Source organism: Brevibacillus sp. FSL K6-0770, from assembly GCF_038000275.1.
Lineage (GTDB): Bacteria > Bacillota > Bacilli > Brevibacillales > Brevibacillaceae > Brevibacillus > Brevibacillus parabrevis.
The window spans coordinates 4884800-4903585 of record NZ_JBBOBQ010000001.1; the positions used below are offsets into that span (position 1 = coordinate 4884800).

The window sequence follows — 18786 nt, forward strand, 5'->3', positions numbered from 1 at the left end:
AAATTTTACAACGGGCACGATTATTGTAGGAGAAATCATCATTTCCCCTCCACTATCCAAGGTTAAGTGTTTGTTTGTTCATTGAAAAAGGAGCGTCCAGGTCGACGCCCCTTTTCTCCTGCCTTACTTCGGATCGGCGAGGTTCATCTTTTGTTGCTTCATCAAGTATTCCACCAACGCAGATTGATCGATATTCTTGTCCCAATCAGGATTGTTCTTCGATTTGACCAGGTTAAATCCGATTGCGTAGTATGCATTTTGCTCTGCCCAAGTGTAGCTGACATGAAGCAGCTGTTGAGAGGCATTCTCCTGAAGCACTTCTGTTTTGATCACTTCTTTTCCAGCAATGGAGACAGAACTGGTTTTTCCTGTACGTTTCTCTGTGGAGCCGTCCAGGACCATTCCGGTCTTTTTGAACTGCTCCAACAGGTTAACGTCTTTGAACTGCACAAACCAGAATTGGTAAATCCCTTCTTGGTTAATATCCGCTCCCATGTACTCCATATTGAGCAGATGGCTTTCACTTGCCTTGCCGTCCTTCTCCCCTAGATAAATTGCTGCTGGTTGAAGTTGAGCACGTTCGATCCGATACTTCCCGAGGGGCTGAACGGGAAATTTGGGTGCAAATCCGATCGCTTTTTGCACTTGCTGCAAATCGTCGGTGTCATAAATATCGCGGGACGCGCCTTTTCGTTGCACGGTGTATTGTTTGTAGGCCTGCTGATCAGGAGCTGTCATGCTAGTGATCATTTTGGCGAAATCGGCATCCGTGATGTCTTTTCCAAGAACGCCATCCAGACGATTATGGATGCGATACTGTACGCCGTTATCCAGCCAGACGCTGTATTTGTCCACTTCCTTTTCCCTGTGGGCAGCCGCCTTTAGCACATTCACTCCTTGTACATTCAGCGTTTCCTTTTTCATCTCTTTGATGCTGCCGTCCCGGATGGGCCAGCCCAGCTCTTCTTCTTTGACAATTTCCGTGTAAGCGGCATCCAGCCCCGCTCCGCCATGGATTGCGGTAATTTCCAGGCCGCCGTCAATGTAATCATGCTCTCCGTCATTTCCCATCTTTTGCAAATACATGCGAACCATTGTCCGTTTTTTGCCTGTATGTTTGTTCTCGTCTGATCCGTGCTTCATGACATCCTCAGGTCCTACATCGATGCCTAGCAACATATAGCCTTTTGGTAAAGCAGCGGGAACTTTAAACGGAAAATCCGCGACCTTGACTGCTCTCTCCAATTCCGTATAGCTTCGAATCGGGGCATCAACCAGCACTTCCTTTTTGTTCGCCGCCAAACTGCTCACAGCATGGCTCCCCTGTATGCTTCCTGCTCCTGGCTGGGCCGCATGGGTCAACGCCGCTGTCCCAATGCAAACCACGCACATGACCGCAATAGCCGACAAGCGGTAAGAGCCTTTTTTAAACGATTGGATCATCGTAATCCTCCTGAGAATTTCCTTTTTATCGTTCGATTCGAAAAAGAACAGCAACGGTTGCCGGCTCTGTTTCGTCGATGCATGCTTGAGAAACTCAATCATGGTCAGTCCATAAGGGATCGCTTCGGCTTCTCCCAAAACTTCCAGCGCACATGCGTCACACGCAAGCTCTCCGTCTGTTTTCATCTGTTTGACGCACAACCAGACAAGCGGATTCATCCAGTGAATCGCCAGCGCCCAAACACTCAGCGTGTTCCACAGTGTATCCCGTCTTTTTACGTGGGCTACCTCATGCGCCAGAACGTGGGCGAGTTGAACATGGTCCAACTCCTTTTCCATCGCTTGTGGCAAATACACCCGCGGAGTGACTATTCCGAAAACGTACGGGCCGATCAAATCGCTTCCCGTATACAAAGGAATCGGCTGCCTGATGCGGAACTTCCGGCGGCAATTGTTCATGACAGCCAGAGTCTGCTCGTCCGTAATCCGTTTGTATGTCCGAAACCGTCTCTTTATTTTTTGCGTATAGGCGAACAATGCGGCGATGATCGTCACGGAGCCGATCAGCCACACCAGCGAAATCAATTGCAAGGCAAGACCATGCCGGGATGCAGCAGGGGCTTGTTGCTGTTGAGCTTGTTCGGGAAGAACAGGCTTCGCGATCCCATGATTTTTCTCGTTCATCGTGGTAAAATGGTTTGGAGTAGATACATTCTCTTGGCTGTTTTGTGGTAATTCCTTGGACGTTTGCCCGTCCGCAAAAGGATTTAGCGCAAGAACAGCTCTTTTTATGTCGGAAGCATATGGCAGTCCGTGAAACATGCTGACAGGGCTGTCAGGGAAGTCAGGAAGCAGCAACCGAAGCAAGACGATCATCCACAGCAAATGGCGAAAGCGTGCACTCATGCGGCGATGAAACATTTTTTGCACAGCCATCACCAGCAAGGCAACGACGCTCGCAGTCAGTGTGGAATAAAAGAACCATAAAAAAACGTCAACTACCATATCCATGTCTTTTCCCTCTTTTTATAGTTTCCAGCCTTTGCTTAGGTCTGAGAACCGTTTCCTTTTTCTCTTTCTTCTCCTGTAGCACCTGTTGCAAAAGTTCGATCACCCTATCGAACCGCCTGGTCGCTCCACTCGCTGGAGTCGGACAAATAAATCGCAATCTGCTCAGCCGTGATCGGGCTTCTCTTCCAAATCTCTTTCATGTTTTCCGGTTCCGATTCAGATATTTTCGGCAATTCTCCCATGCATTCACTCCTTTAAATTTACAGTTGTAAATGATACGTTGATAATATTACATCTGTAAATTTAAATTGTCAATATGAGGAAATCGAAAATTTGCGAGTATAACCAACTTCAAAGTACAGTCCGCAAGGGAACAGCCGGGTGTCTTCTCAGCAAAGACTTCCCTCCCCCTTTTTATTTTCTGATACGTTTGCCTATACTGGAAATTTATTGACCCGTCCAATTTATTTTGTGGTAAAGTGGGTATAGATACAGATAATGGAAAAGGAGGCTCGGTGTGGTGTCGCTTTCATTAGGTGAACTCATTAGCAGCCATCGTAGTCGACGCAATCTATCTCTTTCAGATCTCGCAGAAATGTCCGGGGTCAGCAAAAGTACCTTATCCTCCATTGAATCGGGGGAGACGAAGCGGCCCAGTTATACCACGTGGAAAAAAATAGCGGACGCTATGGATATAGCGCCTAGCACGATCATAAACGCTTTTGTAGACACGACCTATCATCCGAAAACGCTGGAAATTGTCCTGGCAGAGGTGATTCGGGAAGGCTGGGAAGCACTTGTCGCGAAAGTTGCCATTCGCTATTTGGAATCTCCCCGGATTGATACATTCAGAGCGTTGGATCATATCGACGGCACCGCCAGAGATACGGAGAACAAGCGAATCAAACGTATTTTATGCGATTCGATTATTACATTCACGAGAAGTCGGGGCATACCATCCTATCTCGCCAGCGCCCTGTATGAACGGTATTTGATCGAACGAGACGACTTCTCCCGTTTCGAGGAAACGTATCGTCGCGGGAAGGAGCTGCTCCTCTACACCGAGCATCTCTATACAGAAGATCGCATCGACTACTATTACAAAATGGGTGTTCACGCCAACATTCTGGGACTGCACGACGAAAGCATCGAGTTATGCAGGCTGGGCTTGCGCGAGGATCGGACGGATAGCAAGCAAAAAGCATCGGCCTACATCTCGCTGTTCAACTCATGTGTCTACTTCGGAGACATCCACGTCGCTGCCATCTACTTGAAAGAATACGAAAACAGCCAATACGCCGATTTTCGCAAAAATCATTTTCGCGCCACCCTCTTGGCGAAAAAAGGCCAGCACGAGGAAGCGATCGAATTGTTTCGCGTCTGCTTGCAGGAGGCGAAAAAAGAAGGGCGGATATCCATCGTCGTCGACCTCATGGCATCTTACCTGGAGGCTGGAAAAACAGACGAGCTTTTGCGGTTGATCGAATCGGAAGATCAGTTTCTCCCGGAAGCCACGCCGCAACATCCTTATCGAATGAAAACATTGGCGCAATACTACAGGCGCAAGGCACTCTGCCTGATCTCGCTGGAGAAGTTCGATCAAGGATTTCACAGCCTGAGCGAAAGCATCAAATATTTCAAACAACTGGGCACAACTTCCGAAGTCATCGATGGCATCCGCCTGTTCCTCCGCCACCATCGCACAAACAACAAAAATCTATCTTTCAAAAATATGGAAATTCTTGAAGATATATGTGATAATATTATATAAACATAGAAAAGGAGGAAAGCTTCATGAAAAAGATTCTTTGGATTCTTGCTCTTGTCTTGTTCTTTTCCTCGCCCGTCGTATCAGAAGACGTCAGTGCCGCTGCAAAGCCAAAAGCGAAGCCTTATCTGGTGGAGCCGGATTGGTAATCGTTGTGAAAAGAGAGGCGATATTGCCTCTCTTTTTTTTGTTTCGTGTCATTGTTATGTACGGGTTTGGTGGGGGTTTTGTCACGAGTGTTCTCGACTCGTTGCACGATGATTGTTCACGGGGCATGTGGGGCATGATGCGTACAATCCCGAACCATCATCCATTTTCCTTTCAGGTCCAGTAAATAGGATTTGCGGTCTTTCGCCAACATCTTTTAAATCGCAGGTCATTTTATCACCTCACTTTTTCACAATCATACATTTGTCCCAATAATAGAAAAGCCCTACCTCGGACTCAAAATCCGAAGCAGGGCTTCCGCGCTTATGTTGTCGCTTTTTCTGTTACTTGATCCAGCATTGTAGCATGATCCAAGACTAAAAAGCATTCTAGTGGCACGATTTTTTTTTAAAGAATAGATTTTTCGGATTTCCCATTAATTGATACACAATAACCAAAAGAATAATATGTAATATATTGTAGAAAAATGCAAAAAACATATACTTACAAAATTTGGTATTTGTTGGTATATTTTAAATTGTGCTGTTTTTATTATTATTAAAAAGGAGAGTTACCATGAATTTGTTTAAGAAATCAATCTTGTTAACATCGTGTTTAGGAGCTTTTTTTGCTTTGGGTTATGGTTTTGCAGAAGCAAGTAATGCTGATGTTGCATTTGCAAAGTGGGACCCTAATAAGGATTATGAATACACATTGGATAAATCAATCACTAAAAGTGAGAGAACTGCGATTATAACAGCTGATAACCAATGGAACAATGTTGATGATCCCGTCTATTATCTAAAGGAAAGTCCTGTAAAAACAGACATTGCTTCGTCAAAAAAAGATGCGATAAACATAATCTACACAGCCTCTCTTGGGACTACTGGTGGTAAACTTGCCGAAACAAGAGCTTATATCAACCGTTATGACTATGTTATCGAAGCAGATATAGTAGTCAACGAATCTTTTGCCTATTCGACCGGATCTAAACCTGATTCAAATACATTCCACCTACGAACCATCATGACTCACGAAATGGGACATGTACTTGGGATTGGTCATTTAGCAGATAAACCGGCTGTTATGTATGCAACTTTAGATAAGGATCAAGTGAAAATTCCTCTCTCAAAATATGATAAAGATGCTTATGTGATTAACCACTCTAAATAGCATCTAGGATTAAAAATAACAGGAGGTAAAAATAATGAAAATGAACATTAAAAGCGGAATAATCGCTTCTTCTATGATTTTAGCTTTTGGCCTTGGTTATGTGGTTTACGACACATATAATGTAACCAAGTCAACAATTCGTGTTGAAGGTACGTTAATCGAATTATCACCTGAGGAACTGGCTGCAGCAAGTTCCTTAATCATTGAAGGTAAAATTAATCACATTACACAGCCACAATGGAATACAGAGGATGGAAATGAGCCAGAAGTGATTGAGGATGCAGATGCAATTTATCGAGATATCACAATAAAAGTAAACAAAACGCATAAAGGTAAGGAATTAGACGAAGTCGTAGTTCGTGTTTACGGTGGAGAAACAGAAAACGTAATTATGGATATGGAAAATGCACCAGAATTTACTGAAAACGAGAAAGTCCTCCTATTTCTAAATGTTGATGATTCACCAGCGAACAAAACAAACTCTACTGATCACTATGCAATAGTGGGTTCCTACCAAGGAAAATTTAAAGTTAAAAATGATAAAGTTGACAATAAAAGAGAGAAATTCCAATTAAATGAGATAGTCGACATAATTGAAAGTCATAAAGATGACAAAAATCCTTTGCAGCAGTAAATCATGACGTTTTAACAGGAGTAACCCGCTAGTTGAGAATCTAACTAGCGGGTTACTCTCTTTTTACAAAAGTTCATATCGACAGGTCATTCTCTTTTCTTTATGAACTCCTTGTATAGCCTTCCAATCCACGATGACCCGCACCGGTCTTCGGATCGATGAAGCGCTGACGTTAACTTGGGATGACATTGACACCGAAACCGGCCGCTTAACGATCAATAAAACGCTGGTTTATCCGCTCAACTCGACGCCTTACATTTCGACGCCAAAGTCAAAGAACAGCGTGCGAGAATACTTCAAAGAGGTATGCAAGCGGGCCGAGCTTCCGGTTCTGTCTCCGCACGCTTTAAAGCACTCCCACGCGGTCCATCTTCTCAAAACCGGCGCAAATATAAAATACGTGTCCGAGCGACTAGGACACGCACGCAAGCGTCAAAGTCACAGCGGACACGTATTTACACATCACTAATAAGATTGAAAACGACGCACTCGCCCTTTACGAGAGGTACGTCCAAAATGGGCAAATCATGGGCAACCAGCCCAGCAGGAGCAGGAAAAGTCTATAATATTAAGCTTAACCGATGCTTCCCTCCATCTCGAACTTGATTAATTTTGCTCGAAATGACACGAACTGATTAGCAATAAATCCGGTCAGACCTTTGATATAAAGCCGTTCCTTCAAATGGTTTAAAATGGATTATAATTTCAACTTGGCACGGAAATTTGACTAATAAAACCATGTAGAAAGGATTAAAATTTTAGAACTCAATGTTTGCGAGGAAGGACAAGAACAATCATAAAAAGATACGGGTTTTTCTTCCTTACATTAGTCGTGATGAAACGTATCATATGTAAATGGGGTTTTTCACGAAATTTGGAACAGCACCTTTTCTAAATAGTAAAAGAGGTGCTGTTTTTGTTTTTTTATGATTAGATTAACATTTGTTGCATGAAAGCTTGTTTTTGTTTTTGTAATAAATATAATTTTTCTTGTTCATTTTGAATTTTATTATCCAATAAATTTAGAAACTCAGCAATTTTTCTTTGCTCTTCTAGAGTAGGAATATTGAATTTAAGTGTAGCGAAATCTTTATAGCTAATTGCTTTTCCATCTCTAATACCATAAGTTGTCGTGTTTAATCGCTGGATAAAAGAATCTGTTTTAAAAAATTTCGCGAAATATGGTTCGTAAATCTTTTTACCTTTTTTACGAAATACTGTATAAGCAGGGCTTACTAGACCCTGTAAATTGGAAATCTCAATGCCGCCTTGGAAAGAACGCAAACTAATAATAAAATCGTTCGTTTCTACAAGTTTGTATGATTTTAAATTCTCATTACTGAATGCCATATGTCTTTCTAAAGTATCTCTTAAGACCATCCCATTATCTTGAGTAGCAGAAAGGACAGGAAAATCACCATTGTGGTTTTTATTAGAAACTGACTCAAATAATTCATCAGCTTTAATATTAGTTTTCCACTCAGGGAAATCAGCCCCATTTTCATCCTTAAATCGCAATTTCTTACTAAAAAGCTTCTGCATATAGCCTTTTTTCTGTTCTTTCAGCAAGTTGATTTTTTCTTGTTGAAGTTGGATTTTCGAATCAAATTTCTCAAGAAAGCTACTTATTTTCACTTGTTCCTCTAAACTAGGTAGATAGAAATGATAGGATGCATATTCCTTAGAATTGATACCAGGTTGCCCAGAACGCATAGACATTACTTTAACCCAATTATTATATGATTGAGTCATTGTTTGATAATAAATAAATTTGGCATTATGTTTTTCTTCAATTCGTGCTCTAATTAAAAACCCTGCAAAGTATAGTTTTCCATCTTCCTTTTTATAAATGTAAGATTTACCTGTGCTTGCCCCGGTTCGTGCAAATACTATATCGTTTTCTTTTAATAAATACTCATCAGTTAGTTCCCCATCTGGTGAAACCCTATTATTCTTTATATATTTTCTACTTTCATCATCAATATCTGTTATACGAATGTATTGATTTTCACCATCGAATGGCTTGGCCGCAGCATTTAAACCGTATGATATTGATTTACAACAGTTTCCCAATGTAGTAAAAATCCATTCATCTTCAAACTCCTTAAATCTTAACGAAGGAATATGCATTTTTATACCTCCAACTCTTTGAAGTATTTCTCTAACTCTCGATCCACTTCTGCAATTTCATCATCAATTACTTTCAAGCGTTGTGCTACTGCTTGCAAATCAACTGTTGTTTCTTCTTCAAATGTATCCACGTAGCGAGGAATGTTTAAGTTATAATCATTTTCTTTGATTTCTTCTAATGTTGCTGCGTAAGAATACTTGTTGATTGTCTCGCGACTTAAGAATGTGGCAATGATTTTCTCAACGTGTTCATCTGATAAAAGGTTTTGATTTTTCCCTCTTTCAAATTCATTAGATGCATCAATAAATAATACATCGTCATCATGCTTACGGCATTTTTTGAATACAAGGATGCAAGTTGGAATACTTGTACCATAGAAAACGTTTCCTGGTAAGCCAATTACAGCATCTAAGTAATTTTTTTCTTCTATCAGATATTTACGAATTGTTCCTTCTGCTGCACCACGGAATAGGACACCATGTGGTAACACAACAGCCATTTTACCGTTATCATCCAATTGATGAATAAAATGTTGAATAAATGCAAAATCAGCTTTGGATTTTGGTGCTAATTTAGCATAAGCACTAAAGCGTTCATCTTCTTTGAATTTGTCGTCAGCACTCCATTTTGCTGAGTATGGAGGATTTGCAACGATCACTTCAAAGCGTTGCTCGATATGTTGTGGTTCTTCTAATGTATCAGCATTCCTAATATCAAAGCGTTGGTAGGGAATACCATGTAGCAGCATATTCATTCGAGCTAAGTTATATGTTGTCGAAACTTTCTCTTGTCCGTAATATTTGTGTACCTTTGCCTCTTTTCCTACACGTAATAGTAACGAGCCAGATCCACAAGCCCCATCATAAACATCACGAATTTCTGTTTTTCCAGCAGCCACAATCTTCGCTAAGATTTTAGACACTTGTTGAGGCGTATAGAACTCTCCCGCCTTCTTCCCAGCGTTTGCAGCGAACTGAGAAATCATGTACTCATACGCATCACCTAATACATCGATTTCTGCATTGTCTTGTTCAAATGGAATTTCTGCAATATTGACGATGACTTTACTTATAAGATTTGAACGGTCTTTAACTGTGCGACCTAAACGTGATGATGTTAAGTCCATGTCATCAAATAAGTTTTGGAAGTCGTCTTGACTTTCTGTACCTAATGTTGATGATTCAATTGCTTTTACACCGTTTTGAAGCATTTCTACGTCAAAATTGCCGTTTACTCCTTTTTCAATTTCTTTAAGGAAATATGAGAACAAAAATTGTGGTTCTACTATATAACCTAACTCATCAATAAGATATTCTGCTAAGTCCTCGCGGTACTCTTCATTTTCCCATGCTTCAGCATAAGAAATGTTGTCTTCCCTTAATAATTGGTTTGCACGTGCTTCTACTTTTTCTGATAGGTAACGATAGAAAATTAACCCTAGAATATAATCCTTGAATTCACTAGCATCCATTTGACCTCGAAGGTCATTAGCCATCGCCCATAATTTTTTATGTAATTCAGCCTGTTGTTGACGTTGTTTTTCACTTGTTGTCATCGTAAGTTCCTCCTCAAGTTTGATGATTAATTCACGTTGATACTCTGAATTAGCCTCTGTTGAATATATTGCTGTTGCAATTCACGTTTTTCAGTCATTAACGATTCTTTTCTCTTTTTTAACTGAGCTATTTTGCCAATAATTATTTGCTTTCGGATAGGTGGTAAGTCAATTTCTAAATCCTTTAAATGAGACAGCTTCAATAATGAAATAACTGTTCCCTCACTTAATACTGACAACTGCTTTCGAATGGATGGATATTCATTAAAGTACCATTCAAAGAAGGCTGCATCTACATCACTTGTTAATTCGATTTTTATGAAATTATTTGTTAACAATAGTCCGCTATATTTCTCGGGTAACAGAGCAATTTTTTGTGTATGCGTGTGTAAAATAAGACTGACTGTGTCAGTTAGCAGTTGTGGTACCAATTTTTCTTTCGGTACAGCAATTTCCACATTTTTTTCATTTGAAATTCGATAAGCTAAGCCCAGTGTTTCGTTAAATTCCTTTAATGATAATGGTTTGACTTTTGTTGTCTCAACGTTGTCAGAAAAAGCTTCCAACCGATTCGCAAAAGCACCTTGTGTAAATTTTGCAATTTGATATAGTTTCACAACACTCCTCCTTTGATATTTTTTAATATATCAACACCTATGAATATAATGTAAATGATATTTCAAAAAATATCAATGTTTTCTCATTTGATTTTTGATATTTTTTAAAATAACAAGAAAAAGCGCTAATTTAGCGCCCTCTCATTTATTAAATGGGTTATGTGGTAACTACGCACCGTATTTTTCGGTAAAGTCACGAATGAAAGTAATAATTGCTTTGATTGCTTTATTCTTTTTCAAGAACGAGCCTGATAAAGAATCCATAATTGCATTTTTTTCAATTAAAGTGGAATACTCATATGTTGATACTTGTTCACGTAATATACTGTCTTCAATGTTTACTTGTTTTGCAAATGTTGTGAGTTCTTGCTCACTCATTTCTTCTTCGTAACGGTTATATGCATCCATCACAGATTCATTAGGGGCTAATATTGGTGCAACCTTATCTAAGAACCCTTTTATCAATTCAATTTTTAGACGTAACTTCGGATCAGATGCATGGTCTAATTCTTGTTTGATAAAACGAATCTCTTTGTCACGTTCTTTTTCGTTTTCTGTGTTAAGGTTCGCAATTAAATTCAAAATGTAGCTGACATTAATCTTGTCTGTATGCATTAGCTCTAACTCAAAGTCGATGTCATGCAAGATCGATTCTTTTGGCACTTCACTACGCTTAAAATCTTCGTAAACCTTGAAATATTTGCTCTTGTAATCTTCATATGATTGTTGTGAAATTGTTAGCTCTGATTCATCAAACTCAAAATCAGAAAATGACTGTAAACGTTGAAGGAATTTCGTCACATTTTTGAATGCAATGATAAATTGCCGCTTATCTTCCTCGCTTTCTAGCTCGTCTACTTCTTCAGGAATGACTGCAACATTTCGTAAGTTTTTCACTGCTTCCTTAAACGCTTTTAAATATTCATCGTAGCTCCCCATTAAAACGGTATCAACGTTGTCCGTTCTAGAGAATAACTTAATTGCTTCATCTGTTTTTTCTTTTAAATTTCGATAGCAAACAATATTTCCGTATGGTTTAGTAGATTTCTCTACACGATTTGTACGGCTATATGCTTGCAACAAATCATGATATACCATGTTCTTATCCACATAGAGTGTATTAAGTGGCTTGCTATCAAATCCAGTTAAGAACATCTTTACGACAAGTAAAATATCTATTTGGGCATTTTTCACTTTTTTTGATACATCAGAAAAATAACGATCCCATGTTTCTGTCGAGAAGTCTGTATCACAAATTTGGTTATAATCTGAAATCATGCGGTCTAATGCTTCACGAGAATGTTCACCTGTACCATCACTTTCCTCGTTTTGCCCATATGAAAAAATTCCAGCAATCTTTAAATCATGATTCTTAGAGTTAAAAATATCGTAATACTTAATTAACGTAGGAATAGAATCAACTGCAAACATAGCGCAATAGCCTTTGCTCTTCGAACGTCGTAGATGATTACTAATTATATGGTCAGCTACTAAGTTTAAACGTCGTTCCTCATGCCAAACTTCATCTGTATCAATCGCTTGTACTTTTGTATCATCTGTTTCATCGATATTAGCGTTAAAGGTACGAATGTATTCTACTGAGAAACCAAGTACGTTCCCATCACGGATAGCATCTTTAATAAGGTAATAATGCAAGCATTTTTCAAAAAGGTCGGCAGTTGTACGTCCATCTTGACTTTTATTCTCGATAAAGCGTGGTGTTCCCGTAAAACCAAAGTATTGAGCATTTTGGAAGTGACGATCAATCTCTTTTCGCATATCACCAAATTGGCTACGATGACATTCATCAATAATAAAAACGACTTTTTCTTGTTTATATGGTTCCATAATCTTAGCGTACTTTGGACTTTTGATTGCATTGTTCATTTTTTGAATTGTTGTCACAATGAATCTCTTCATAGGATTCTGTATTTGCCCAATAAGGACTTCGGTTTTGTCTGTGCGGTCAACCGCTCCCTTCTGGAACTTGTTGAACTCAGCAATGGTTTGACTGTCTAAGTCTTGACGATCAACGAGGAAGAATACTTTTTTGATGTTTTCCTCATCAGCTAAAATTTGCCCAGCTTTGAAGGAAGTCAGTGTTTTACCCGAACCGGTTGTATGCCAGATGTAGCCGTTGTTGTTTGTTTCGGTTGCTCGCTTTACAAGTGCTTCAATTGCATAAACTTGATATGGACGCATAACCATTAATGCTTTATCTGTATCATTAATGACCATATAACGACTAATCATCTTCGCAAGATGGCATGGATTTAAAAATGTACTACTGAAACTTTGTAAGTTTGAAATCAGTTCATTTTTTTCATCTGACCAAAAGAATGTAAATCCAAATTGAATGTCATAATCAGAATTCGAAAAATACTTTGTATCGACACCATTACTTATTACAAATATTTGTAGAAAACGATATAAACCTGGAAATGTATGGCGACGATAGCGTTGGATTTGGTTAAACGCTTCTTTAAAGTCTAACCCTCGTCTTTTTAATTCTATTTGAACGAGAGGTAATCCATTAATTAAGATAGTGACGTCATAACGATTGGTGTACTTTCCAGTCACAGTGGTTTGTGTTGTAACCTGAAAAAGATTCTTACACCAATCTTTTGTGTTTAGCAACTCTACATATAATTGAGTACCATCTTCACGTTCGATTAATAATTTATCACGTAGGATTTTGGCAGAATCGTAAATGCTTTTGCCTTCTATTAATGTAAGAATCCTTTTAAATTCTATATCAGATAATGGTTGTCCATTTAGTTTATGTTCATTAAATAAATTAAGTTGTTGCTTAAAATTAGCTAATAATGCATCATAGTCCGCAATCTTGACCGCATTATAGCCTTGATTTACAAGTTGTTTATGTAAGTTTTTTTCAAGTTCTGCTTCAGGTTGGTATGCCATTTGGTAGGAACCTCCTTAATACCATCGTCCCTTTTATTATACTTAAAAATTAATGTTTAAGTTTCATTTTTATTTTTAATATTGTTTGTGGAACAGTAACCATCGATTCAGGCATACCTTAAAACATAGTGTCAGCGCGATTAAAATATCTTTCTGTTATGAAAAGCATTTTACATTATGCCGTTCATGAACTTGAAGTGCTTGAAAAAAACCCGGCTGATAAATTAAGAGTTCCAGTTCAGGATTCTGTTGCCATAAAGAAAGAAAAAGTGAAATATTTTAGCCTTGAGGAATTAAACCAGTTATTAGATTTTATGAAAAAATACAAATATCAACGCTTTCCTAATCATCAGCTTTACTACATACTTATGTACTTTTTAAGCAAAACCGGTTTAAGGATATCTGAAGCTTTAGCTTTAAGATGGGTAGATATTATTGGTGATAAAGTAACTATAGATAAACAAGCAAGCCGTGATGATAATAACAGTGTAAAATTAACGACATTAAAAAATTCTTCTTCCTATCGCACTATCAAAATAGACCCTGATTTAGTACGTGAATTAAAGAAGTTTAAGATGAAGCAAAATGAATGAATTCTAGGAAATACAAGATTCCGCAAAAATGAAGATGGCATTGTATTTCAAAATTATAACGGGCATTATTTAACACCTTCTACTTTTCGTGAAACCATGCAAGATTACTGCAAAAATGCCGGTGTTGATTATAAAGGCACCCACGGCTTTAGACATATTCATGCGGTGCTGCTGCTTGAATCAGAGGCGAGCCTTAAATATGTATCAAATCGCTTGGGGCATAAACCATCAAAACAACAGCGGATACTTATCTTGATATTACCGAAAAAATAGAAGAAGACGAACTTCAAAAGTTCGCCTCCTATGCTAAAAGATAAGTTCAACTTGGCACGAATTTGGCACGCCACCAAGTTGGCACGATATATAATCCCCTCAAACCCGCAATATATAAAGGTTTTTTTGATATTATCCGATACTACCTTCCATCTCAAACTTAATGAGACGGTTCATCTCCACCGCATACTCCATCGGCAATTCTTTCGTGAATGGCTCGATGAAGCCCATGACGATCATTTCGGTCGCTTCTGCTTCCGACAGGCCGCGGCTTCGCAGGTAGAAAAGCTGATCCTCGGACACTTTGGATACAGTCGCTTCGTGCTCCAGCGTGATGTTGTCGTTCATGATCTCGTTGTACGGGATCGTGTCGGACGTGGACAGTTTATCGAGAATCAGCGTGTCGCACTTGATGTTGGACTTGGAGCCTTCCGACTTGCGCCCAAACTGTGCCAGACCGCGATAGGTTACTTTTCCGCCGTCACGGGAGATCGATTTGGAAATGATTGTGGACGTGCAATCCGGTGCCAAGTGAATCATTTTGGCGCCTGCGTCCTGGTGCTGTCCTTTTCCTGCTACTGCGATGGAAAGAACCGTACCTTTGGCGCGTGGGCCTTTCATGATAACTGCCGGGTATTTCATCGTCAGCTTGGAACCGATGTTGCCATCGATCCATTCCATGTTCGCATCAGCGTAAGCAACCGCACGTTTGGTTACGAGGTTGTATACGTTGTTGGACCAGTTTTGGATCGTGGTGTAACGGCAACGAGCGCGCTCTTTGATGATGATTTCTACAACAGCGGAGTGCAAGGAATCCGTGCTGTAGATCGGAGCTGTACAGCCCTCTACGTAATGCACGAACGAATCTTCGTCCGCGATGATCAGCGTACGCTCGAATTGGCCCATGTTTTCCGAGTTGATACGGAAGTAGGCTTGCAGCGGAGTTTCCACTTTGATGCCTTTTGGCACATAAATGAAGGAACCGCCGGACCATACTGCCGAGTTCAGTGCCGCAAACTTGTTGTCTGCTGGCGGGATTACGGTCGCGAAGTATTCCTTCACGATGTCAGGATACAGCTTTACTGCCGAATCCATGTCGCAGAACAGAACGCCCAGTTTTTCCAGGTCTTCCTGCATGTTGTGGTAAACTACCTCGGATTCGTACTGAGCCGATACACCTGCGAGGAACTTTTGCTCCGCTTCCGGGATACCCAGCTTGTCAAAAGTTGCCTTGATTTCTTCCGGCACCTCATCCCAGCTGCGGCCTTGCTTTTCCGAAGGCTTTACATAGTAGGTGATGCTGTCGAAATCGAGGTCGTCCAGATCGCCGCCCCATTTTGGCATCGGCATGCTGTTGAAAATATCCAAAGCTTTCAAACGAAACTCCAGCATCCACGCCGGCTCGTCTTTGATCTTGGAAATTTCCTCGACGATCTCGCGGGTCAAACCCTTTTTCGTACGGAATACAGAAACGTCCTTATCGTGAAAGCCGTACTGGTAATCCTGTATCTCAGGGGCTTTTTTAGCCATCGTTGCTCACTCCTTCTTCATTCATGTCCTTACCTGATGCTATTTTTGCTCTGCCTGTTTGATGCCTTGCTCCAGCGCTTTCCAGGCCAGAGTGGCGCACTTGATCCGCGCAGGGAACTTGGCTACGCCTGACAAAGCTTCGATGTCACCCAAATCAATCGAGTCGTCGATTTCTTTGCCCTGCATCATCTCGGAGAACTTGTGCGCCAGTTCAAGTGCTTCCTCCACTGGCATGCCTTTGACCGCATCCGTCATCATCGAAGCCGATGACATGCTGATCGAACAGCCTTCGCCGAGAAACTTCGCATCTACCACCTTGCCCTCTTCTACTTTCAAAGAGAGCGAGATGCTGTCGCCACAAGTCGGGTTATTCAAATTAACAATGAGTCCGTCGGATTCTTCCAGCTTGCCGCGATTGCGCGGTTTCTGGTAGTGGTCCATGATCACGCGGCGGTATAAATCATCAAGAGAAGACATTGCCGAAATACTCCTTCGTCTTCTTCAATCCCGCTACCAGCACATCCACTTCTTCCTCTGTGTTGTACAGGTAGAAGCTTGCCCGAGCGGTAGCCGTCACATTCAGCCAGCGCATAAGCGGCTGTGCGCAGTGATGGCCTGCACGAACTGCGATCCCGTAGCTGTCCAGCACAGTAGCCAGGTCATGCGGATGCACCGTATCCAGATTGAATGTAATTAAACTGCTGCGGTCTTGCTGCGGTCCGTAAATTTTCAGTCCTTCGATCTCGCGCATTTGCTCCATGGCGTATTTCACCAGGTGCTTTTCATGACGCTCGATGTTTTCCATCCCGATTTCTTCCAGGAAGTCGATCGCAGCACCAAGTCCGATCGCGCCTGCGATGATCGGCGTTCCGCCCTCGAATTTCCACGGAAGCTCTTTCCACGTAGAATCGTACATATCCACGTAGTCGATCATTTCACCGCCAAATTCCATCGGCTCGACTTGCTCCAGCACCTCGCGCTTTCCGTACAAAACGCCGACTCCGGTAGGGCCAGCCATTTTGTGGGCAGAAAACGTGTAAAAATCGCAATCCAAATCCTGGACGTCGATTTTTTTGTGCGGAGCGCCCTGAGCGCCGTCCACGAACAAAAGGGCACCGTGCTGATGGGCAATCTGGGCAATTTCCTTGATCGGAGTAGTATCTCCAAGTACGTTGGAAATATGGTGAATGGCAACGATCTTGGTATTGTCTGTTACTGTTTCCTTGACCGCTTCGAGAGTGACGGTACCGTCCTCTGCCAGCGGAATGAACTTGAAGGTCGCTCCGGTAGCCTTGGCTGCCTGCTGCCACGGAATGAAATTGGCGTGGTGCTCGACCAGTGTGGTCACAATCTCATCCCCGGGCTTCAGAACCAGACGCGCGTAGCCGTAGGCAATCGTATTGATCGCCGACGTCGTGCCGCGCGTAAAGACGATCTCCGCCGCTTCGCGGGCGTTGATGAAGGCGCGAACCTTCTCTCTCGCGCCCTCGTAGCCGTCTGTCGCCCGGTTGCCCAAGGTGTGCACGCCGCGGTGCACGTTGGAGTTGAACTCCTTGTAGTATTTATCCATCGCCTCAATTACCGGAAGCGGTTTTTGAGAGGTTGCTCCATTGTCTAGATAAACGAGCGGATGGCCGTTTACCTCTTGGTGAAGGATGGGAAAATATTTCCGAAGCTCCTTGGCGTTCATTAGCCTAACTTCCTTTCAAGCGCCTGACGGAGTTTGTTTCTCACTTCTTCCACCGGAATCTCGGAAACGACCGGATCGAGGAAGCCGAGAATGATCAGACGTTCTGCGCCCTGACGGGAAATTCCACGCGACATCAAGTAGTAGATGGACTCTTCACTGAAGCGTCCTACCGAAGCAGCATGCCCCGCTTTGACGTCATCCTCATCGATCAAAAGGATCGGGTTGGCATCGCCACGAGCTTTTTCACTCAGCATCAGGATATTTTCCGCCTGCACACCGTTTGCCTTTTCAGCGCCTTTTTCGATTTTGGTGATACCGTTCAAAATGCTGACTGCTTCACCTGTCATAACAGCCTTGCTCACCATGTCAGACTCGGAGTGGGTTCCGATATGCTGCACCTGGGAAGTCAAGTTTTGACGCTGGGAACCTGTCCCTACCGAAATGGACTTGGTCAGTGCGTTCGAACCTGTTCCTTTGAGAACAGTAGTATTGTTGGCAACCGTGTTGCCATCGTTCATTTCGCCCAAAATCCATTCCATGTTTCCGTCACGATCAACGATTGCGCGACGGAAGCTGTAGTCGTGAACTTCTGTGGACAAGGAACGCACGGAAGCTACCTGCACGGATGCGCCAGCTCCTACGAACACTTCCACAATGCTGTTCGCTACCATGCTTTTGCCTTCGCCAGATACGTATGTATCGACGTAGGTTACTTTGCTGTTCGCTTCTGCCACGATCAACACGTGAGGAGCCAACAGCGCATGGTCACCAGCGATTTCGTATACAACCTGAAGCGGTGCATCTACTTCTACATTTTTCGGAACGTAGAGGAAAACGCCGCCGTTTGCAACTGCGGCATGCAGCGCACTCAGTTTATGCTCGTCTTGCGCGATAACTTGATGCATGTATTTTTGAACGAGTTCGCCATGATTTTGCAAAGCGTCAGCCAGCGTTGTAAAAATCACGCCTTGTGCTTTCAGCTCGTCTGTCACGGCATGAAAAACGGTGGAGGCATTTTTTTGCACAACCAGGTTTTTCACGCTGTCCACATCTATTTGCCCTTTTACCAATTCGCTCAGCTCATTGGCCGACGCTACCTTGGCAGTGGTTTGAAACGGATCGAAATCAACAGTATTCCACTTGTCAATCTTCGTTTTCTCCAAAGCGGGAAGCGGAAGCTCTCCCGCCGCCTTCAGTCCGGCGAGGCGCTTTTCCAGGAACCAGGCAGGCTCCTGATTAGCTTTGGAGTACTCGGTGATCGCTTCGGAACCGAAGCGGAGCTGTACATCCACACTCATT

The 18786-nt window shown here is 41.9% G+C and carries 17 protein-coding genes; 7 read left to right on the top strand and 10 right to left on the bottom strand.

From position 1 onward, the window contains the following. Window positions 1-123 precede the first annotated feature (123 nt). Window positions 124-2454 (bottom strand): M56 family metallopeptidase, encoded by a 2331-nt coding sequence (locus NST23_RS23225; RefSeq protein ID WP_340964676.1) that lies wholly within the window; start codon window positions 2452-2454, stop codon window positions 124-126. Window positions 2455-2558: 104 nt separating this feature from the next. Beyond that, window positions 2559-2696: a BlaI/MecI/CopY family transcriptional regulator gene (locus NST23_RS23230; RefSeq protein WP_141254154.1), complete on the bottom strand. Its 138-nt coding sequence runs from the start codon at window positions 2694-2696 to the stop codon at window positions 2559-2561. 278 nt (window positions 2697-2974) lie between these two features. On the opposite strand from NST23_RS23230, the gene NST23_RS23235 reads away from it, so the two are divergent. The 5 genes from NST23_RS23235 (at window position 2975) to NST23_RS23255 (ending at window position 6645) form a co-directional block, all read left to right on the top strand. Next, the gene (locus NST23_RS23235) at window positions 2975-4225 is read left to right on the top strand and encodes a helix-turn-helix domain-containing protein (protein WP_122964737.1); all 1251 of its coding nucleotides are present in this window, start codon (window positions 2975-2977) and stop codon (window positions 4223-4225) included. A gap of 23 nt (window positions 4226-4248) precedes the next feature. Next, complete coding sequence (locus tag NST23_RS23240) at window positions 4249-4371, top strand: hypothetical protein (RefSeq protein WP_255679174.1); 123 nt, start codon at window positions 4249-4251, stop codon at window positions 4369-4371. Window positions 4372-4945: 574 nt separating this feature from the next. After that, on the top strand, window positions 4946-5542 hold the full coding sequence (locus NST23_RS23245; RefSeq protein ID WP_280648572.1) for a matrixin family metalloprotease: 597 nt from the start codon (window positions 4946-4948) through the stop codon (window positions 5540-5542). Between the two features lie 34 nt (window positions 5543-5576). Beyond that, window positions 5577-6176 carry a hypothetical protein gene (locus tag NST23_RS23250; RefSeq protein ID WP_122964453.1) on the top strand — a complete coding sequence of 200 codons (600 nt, stop codon included), beginning with the start codon at window positions 5577-5579 and terminating at the stop codon, window positions 6174-6176. Between the two features lie 133 nt (window positions 6177-6309). Further along, complete coding sequence (locus tag NST23_RS23255; RefSeq protein ID WP_233454093.1) at window positions 6310-6645, top strand: site-specific integrase; 336 nt, start codon at window positions 6310-6312, stop codon at window positions 6643-6645. Between the two features lie 461 nt (window positions 6646-7106). On the opposite strand, the gene NST23_RS23260 is transcribed toward NST23_RS23255, so the two are convergent. The 4 genes from NST23_RS23260 to NST23_RS23275 form a co-directional block, all read right to left on the bottom strand. Beyond that, the gene (locus tag NST23_RS23260; protein ID WP_122964452.1) at window positions 7107-8306 is read right to left on the bottom strand and encodes a restriction endonuclease subunit S; all 1200 of its coding nucleotides are present in this window, start codon (window positions 8304-8306) and stop codon (window positions 7107-7109) included. A 2-nt stretch (window positions 8307-8308) separates the two neighbouring features. Continuing rightward, window positions 8309-9862, bottom strand: coding sequence for a type I restriction-modification system subunit M (locus NST23_RS23265; protein WP_122964451.1), 1554 nt, complete (start codon window positions 9860-9862; stop codon window positions 8309-8311). Between the two features lie 26 nt (window positions 9863-9888). Then, entirely contained in the window at window positions 9889-10479 is a 591-nt protein-coding gene (locus NST23_RS23270) for a restriction endonuclease subunit S (RefSeq protein WP_122964450.1), read from the bottom strand. A gap of 168 nt (window positions 10480-10647) precedes the next feature. Continuing rightward, window positions 10648-13401 carry a type I restriction endonuclease subunit R gene (locus NST23_RS23275; RefSeq protein ID WP_280648573.1) on the bottom strand — a complete coding sequence of 918 codons (2754 nt, stop codon included), beginning with the start codon at window positions 13399-13401 and terminating at the stop codon, window positions 10648-10650. 158 nt (window positions 13402-13559) lie between these two features. On the opposite strand from NST23_RS23275, the gene NST23_RS23280 reads away from it, so the two are divergent. Together NST23_RS23280 and NST23_RS23285 are read left to right on the top strand one after the other, a co-directional pair. Then, window positions 13560-13994 (top strand): tyrosine-type recombinase/integrase, encoded by a 435-nt coding sequence (locus tag NST23_RS23280; RefSeq protein ID WP_280648574.1) that lies wholly within the window; start codon window positions 13560-13562, stop codon window positions 13992-13994. A gap of 39 nt (window positions 13995-14033) precedes the next feature. Next, the gene (locus tag NST23_RS23285; protein WP_280648620.1) at window positions 14034-14267 is read left to right on the top strand and encodes a tyrosine-type recombinase/integrase; all 234 of its coding nucleotides are present in this window, start codon (window positions 14034-14036) and stop codon (window positions 14265-14267) included. A 132-nt stretch (window positions 14268-14399) separates the two neighbouring features. Here NST23_RS23285 and sufB read toward each other — a convergent pair whose 3' ends face one another. The 4 genes from sufB to sufD are packed head-to-tail and all read right to left on the bottom strand — an operon-like array spanning window position 14400 to window position 18785. Then, the gene (gene sufB / locus NST23_RS23290) at window positions 14400-15797 is read right to left on the bottom strand and encodes a Fe-S cluster assembly protein SufB (protein ID WP_122964446.1); all 1398 of its coding nucleotides are present in this window, start codon (window positions 15795-15797) and stop codon (window positions 14400-14402) included. A 39-nt stretch (window positions 15798-15836) separates the two neighbouring features. After that, window positions 15837-16274, bottom strand: a complete 438-nt coding sequence (sufU, locus tag NST23_RS23295; RefSeq protein WP_122964445.1) for a Fe-S cluster assembly sulfur transfer protein SufU — start codon at window positions 16272-16274, stop codon at window positions 15837-15839. Next, the gene (locus NST23_RS23300; RefSeq protein ID WP_063227330.1) at window positions 16261-17487 is read right to left on the bottom strand and encodes a cysteine desulfurase; all 1227 of its coding nucleotides are present in this window, start codon (window positions 17485-17487) and stop codon (window positions 16261-16263) included. Before NST23_RS23300 ends, sufU begins: the two co-directional genes overlap by 14 nt. Next, complete coding sequence (gene sufD / locus NST23_RS23305) at window positions 17487-18785, bottom strand: Fe-S cluster assembly protein SufD (RefSeq protein WP_122964444.1); 1299 nt, start codon at window positions 18783-18785, stop codon at window positions 17487-17489. Before sufD ends, NST23_RS23300 begins: the two co-directional genes overlap by 1 nt. Window position 18786: the final 1 nt, after the last annotated feature.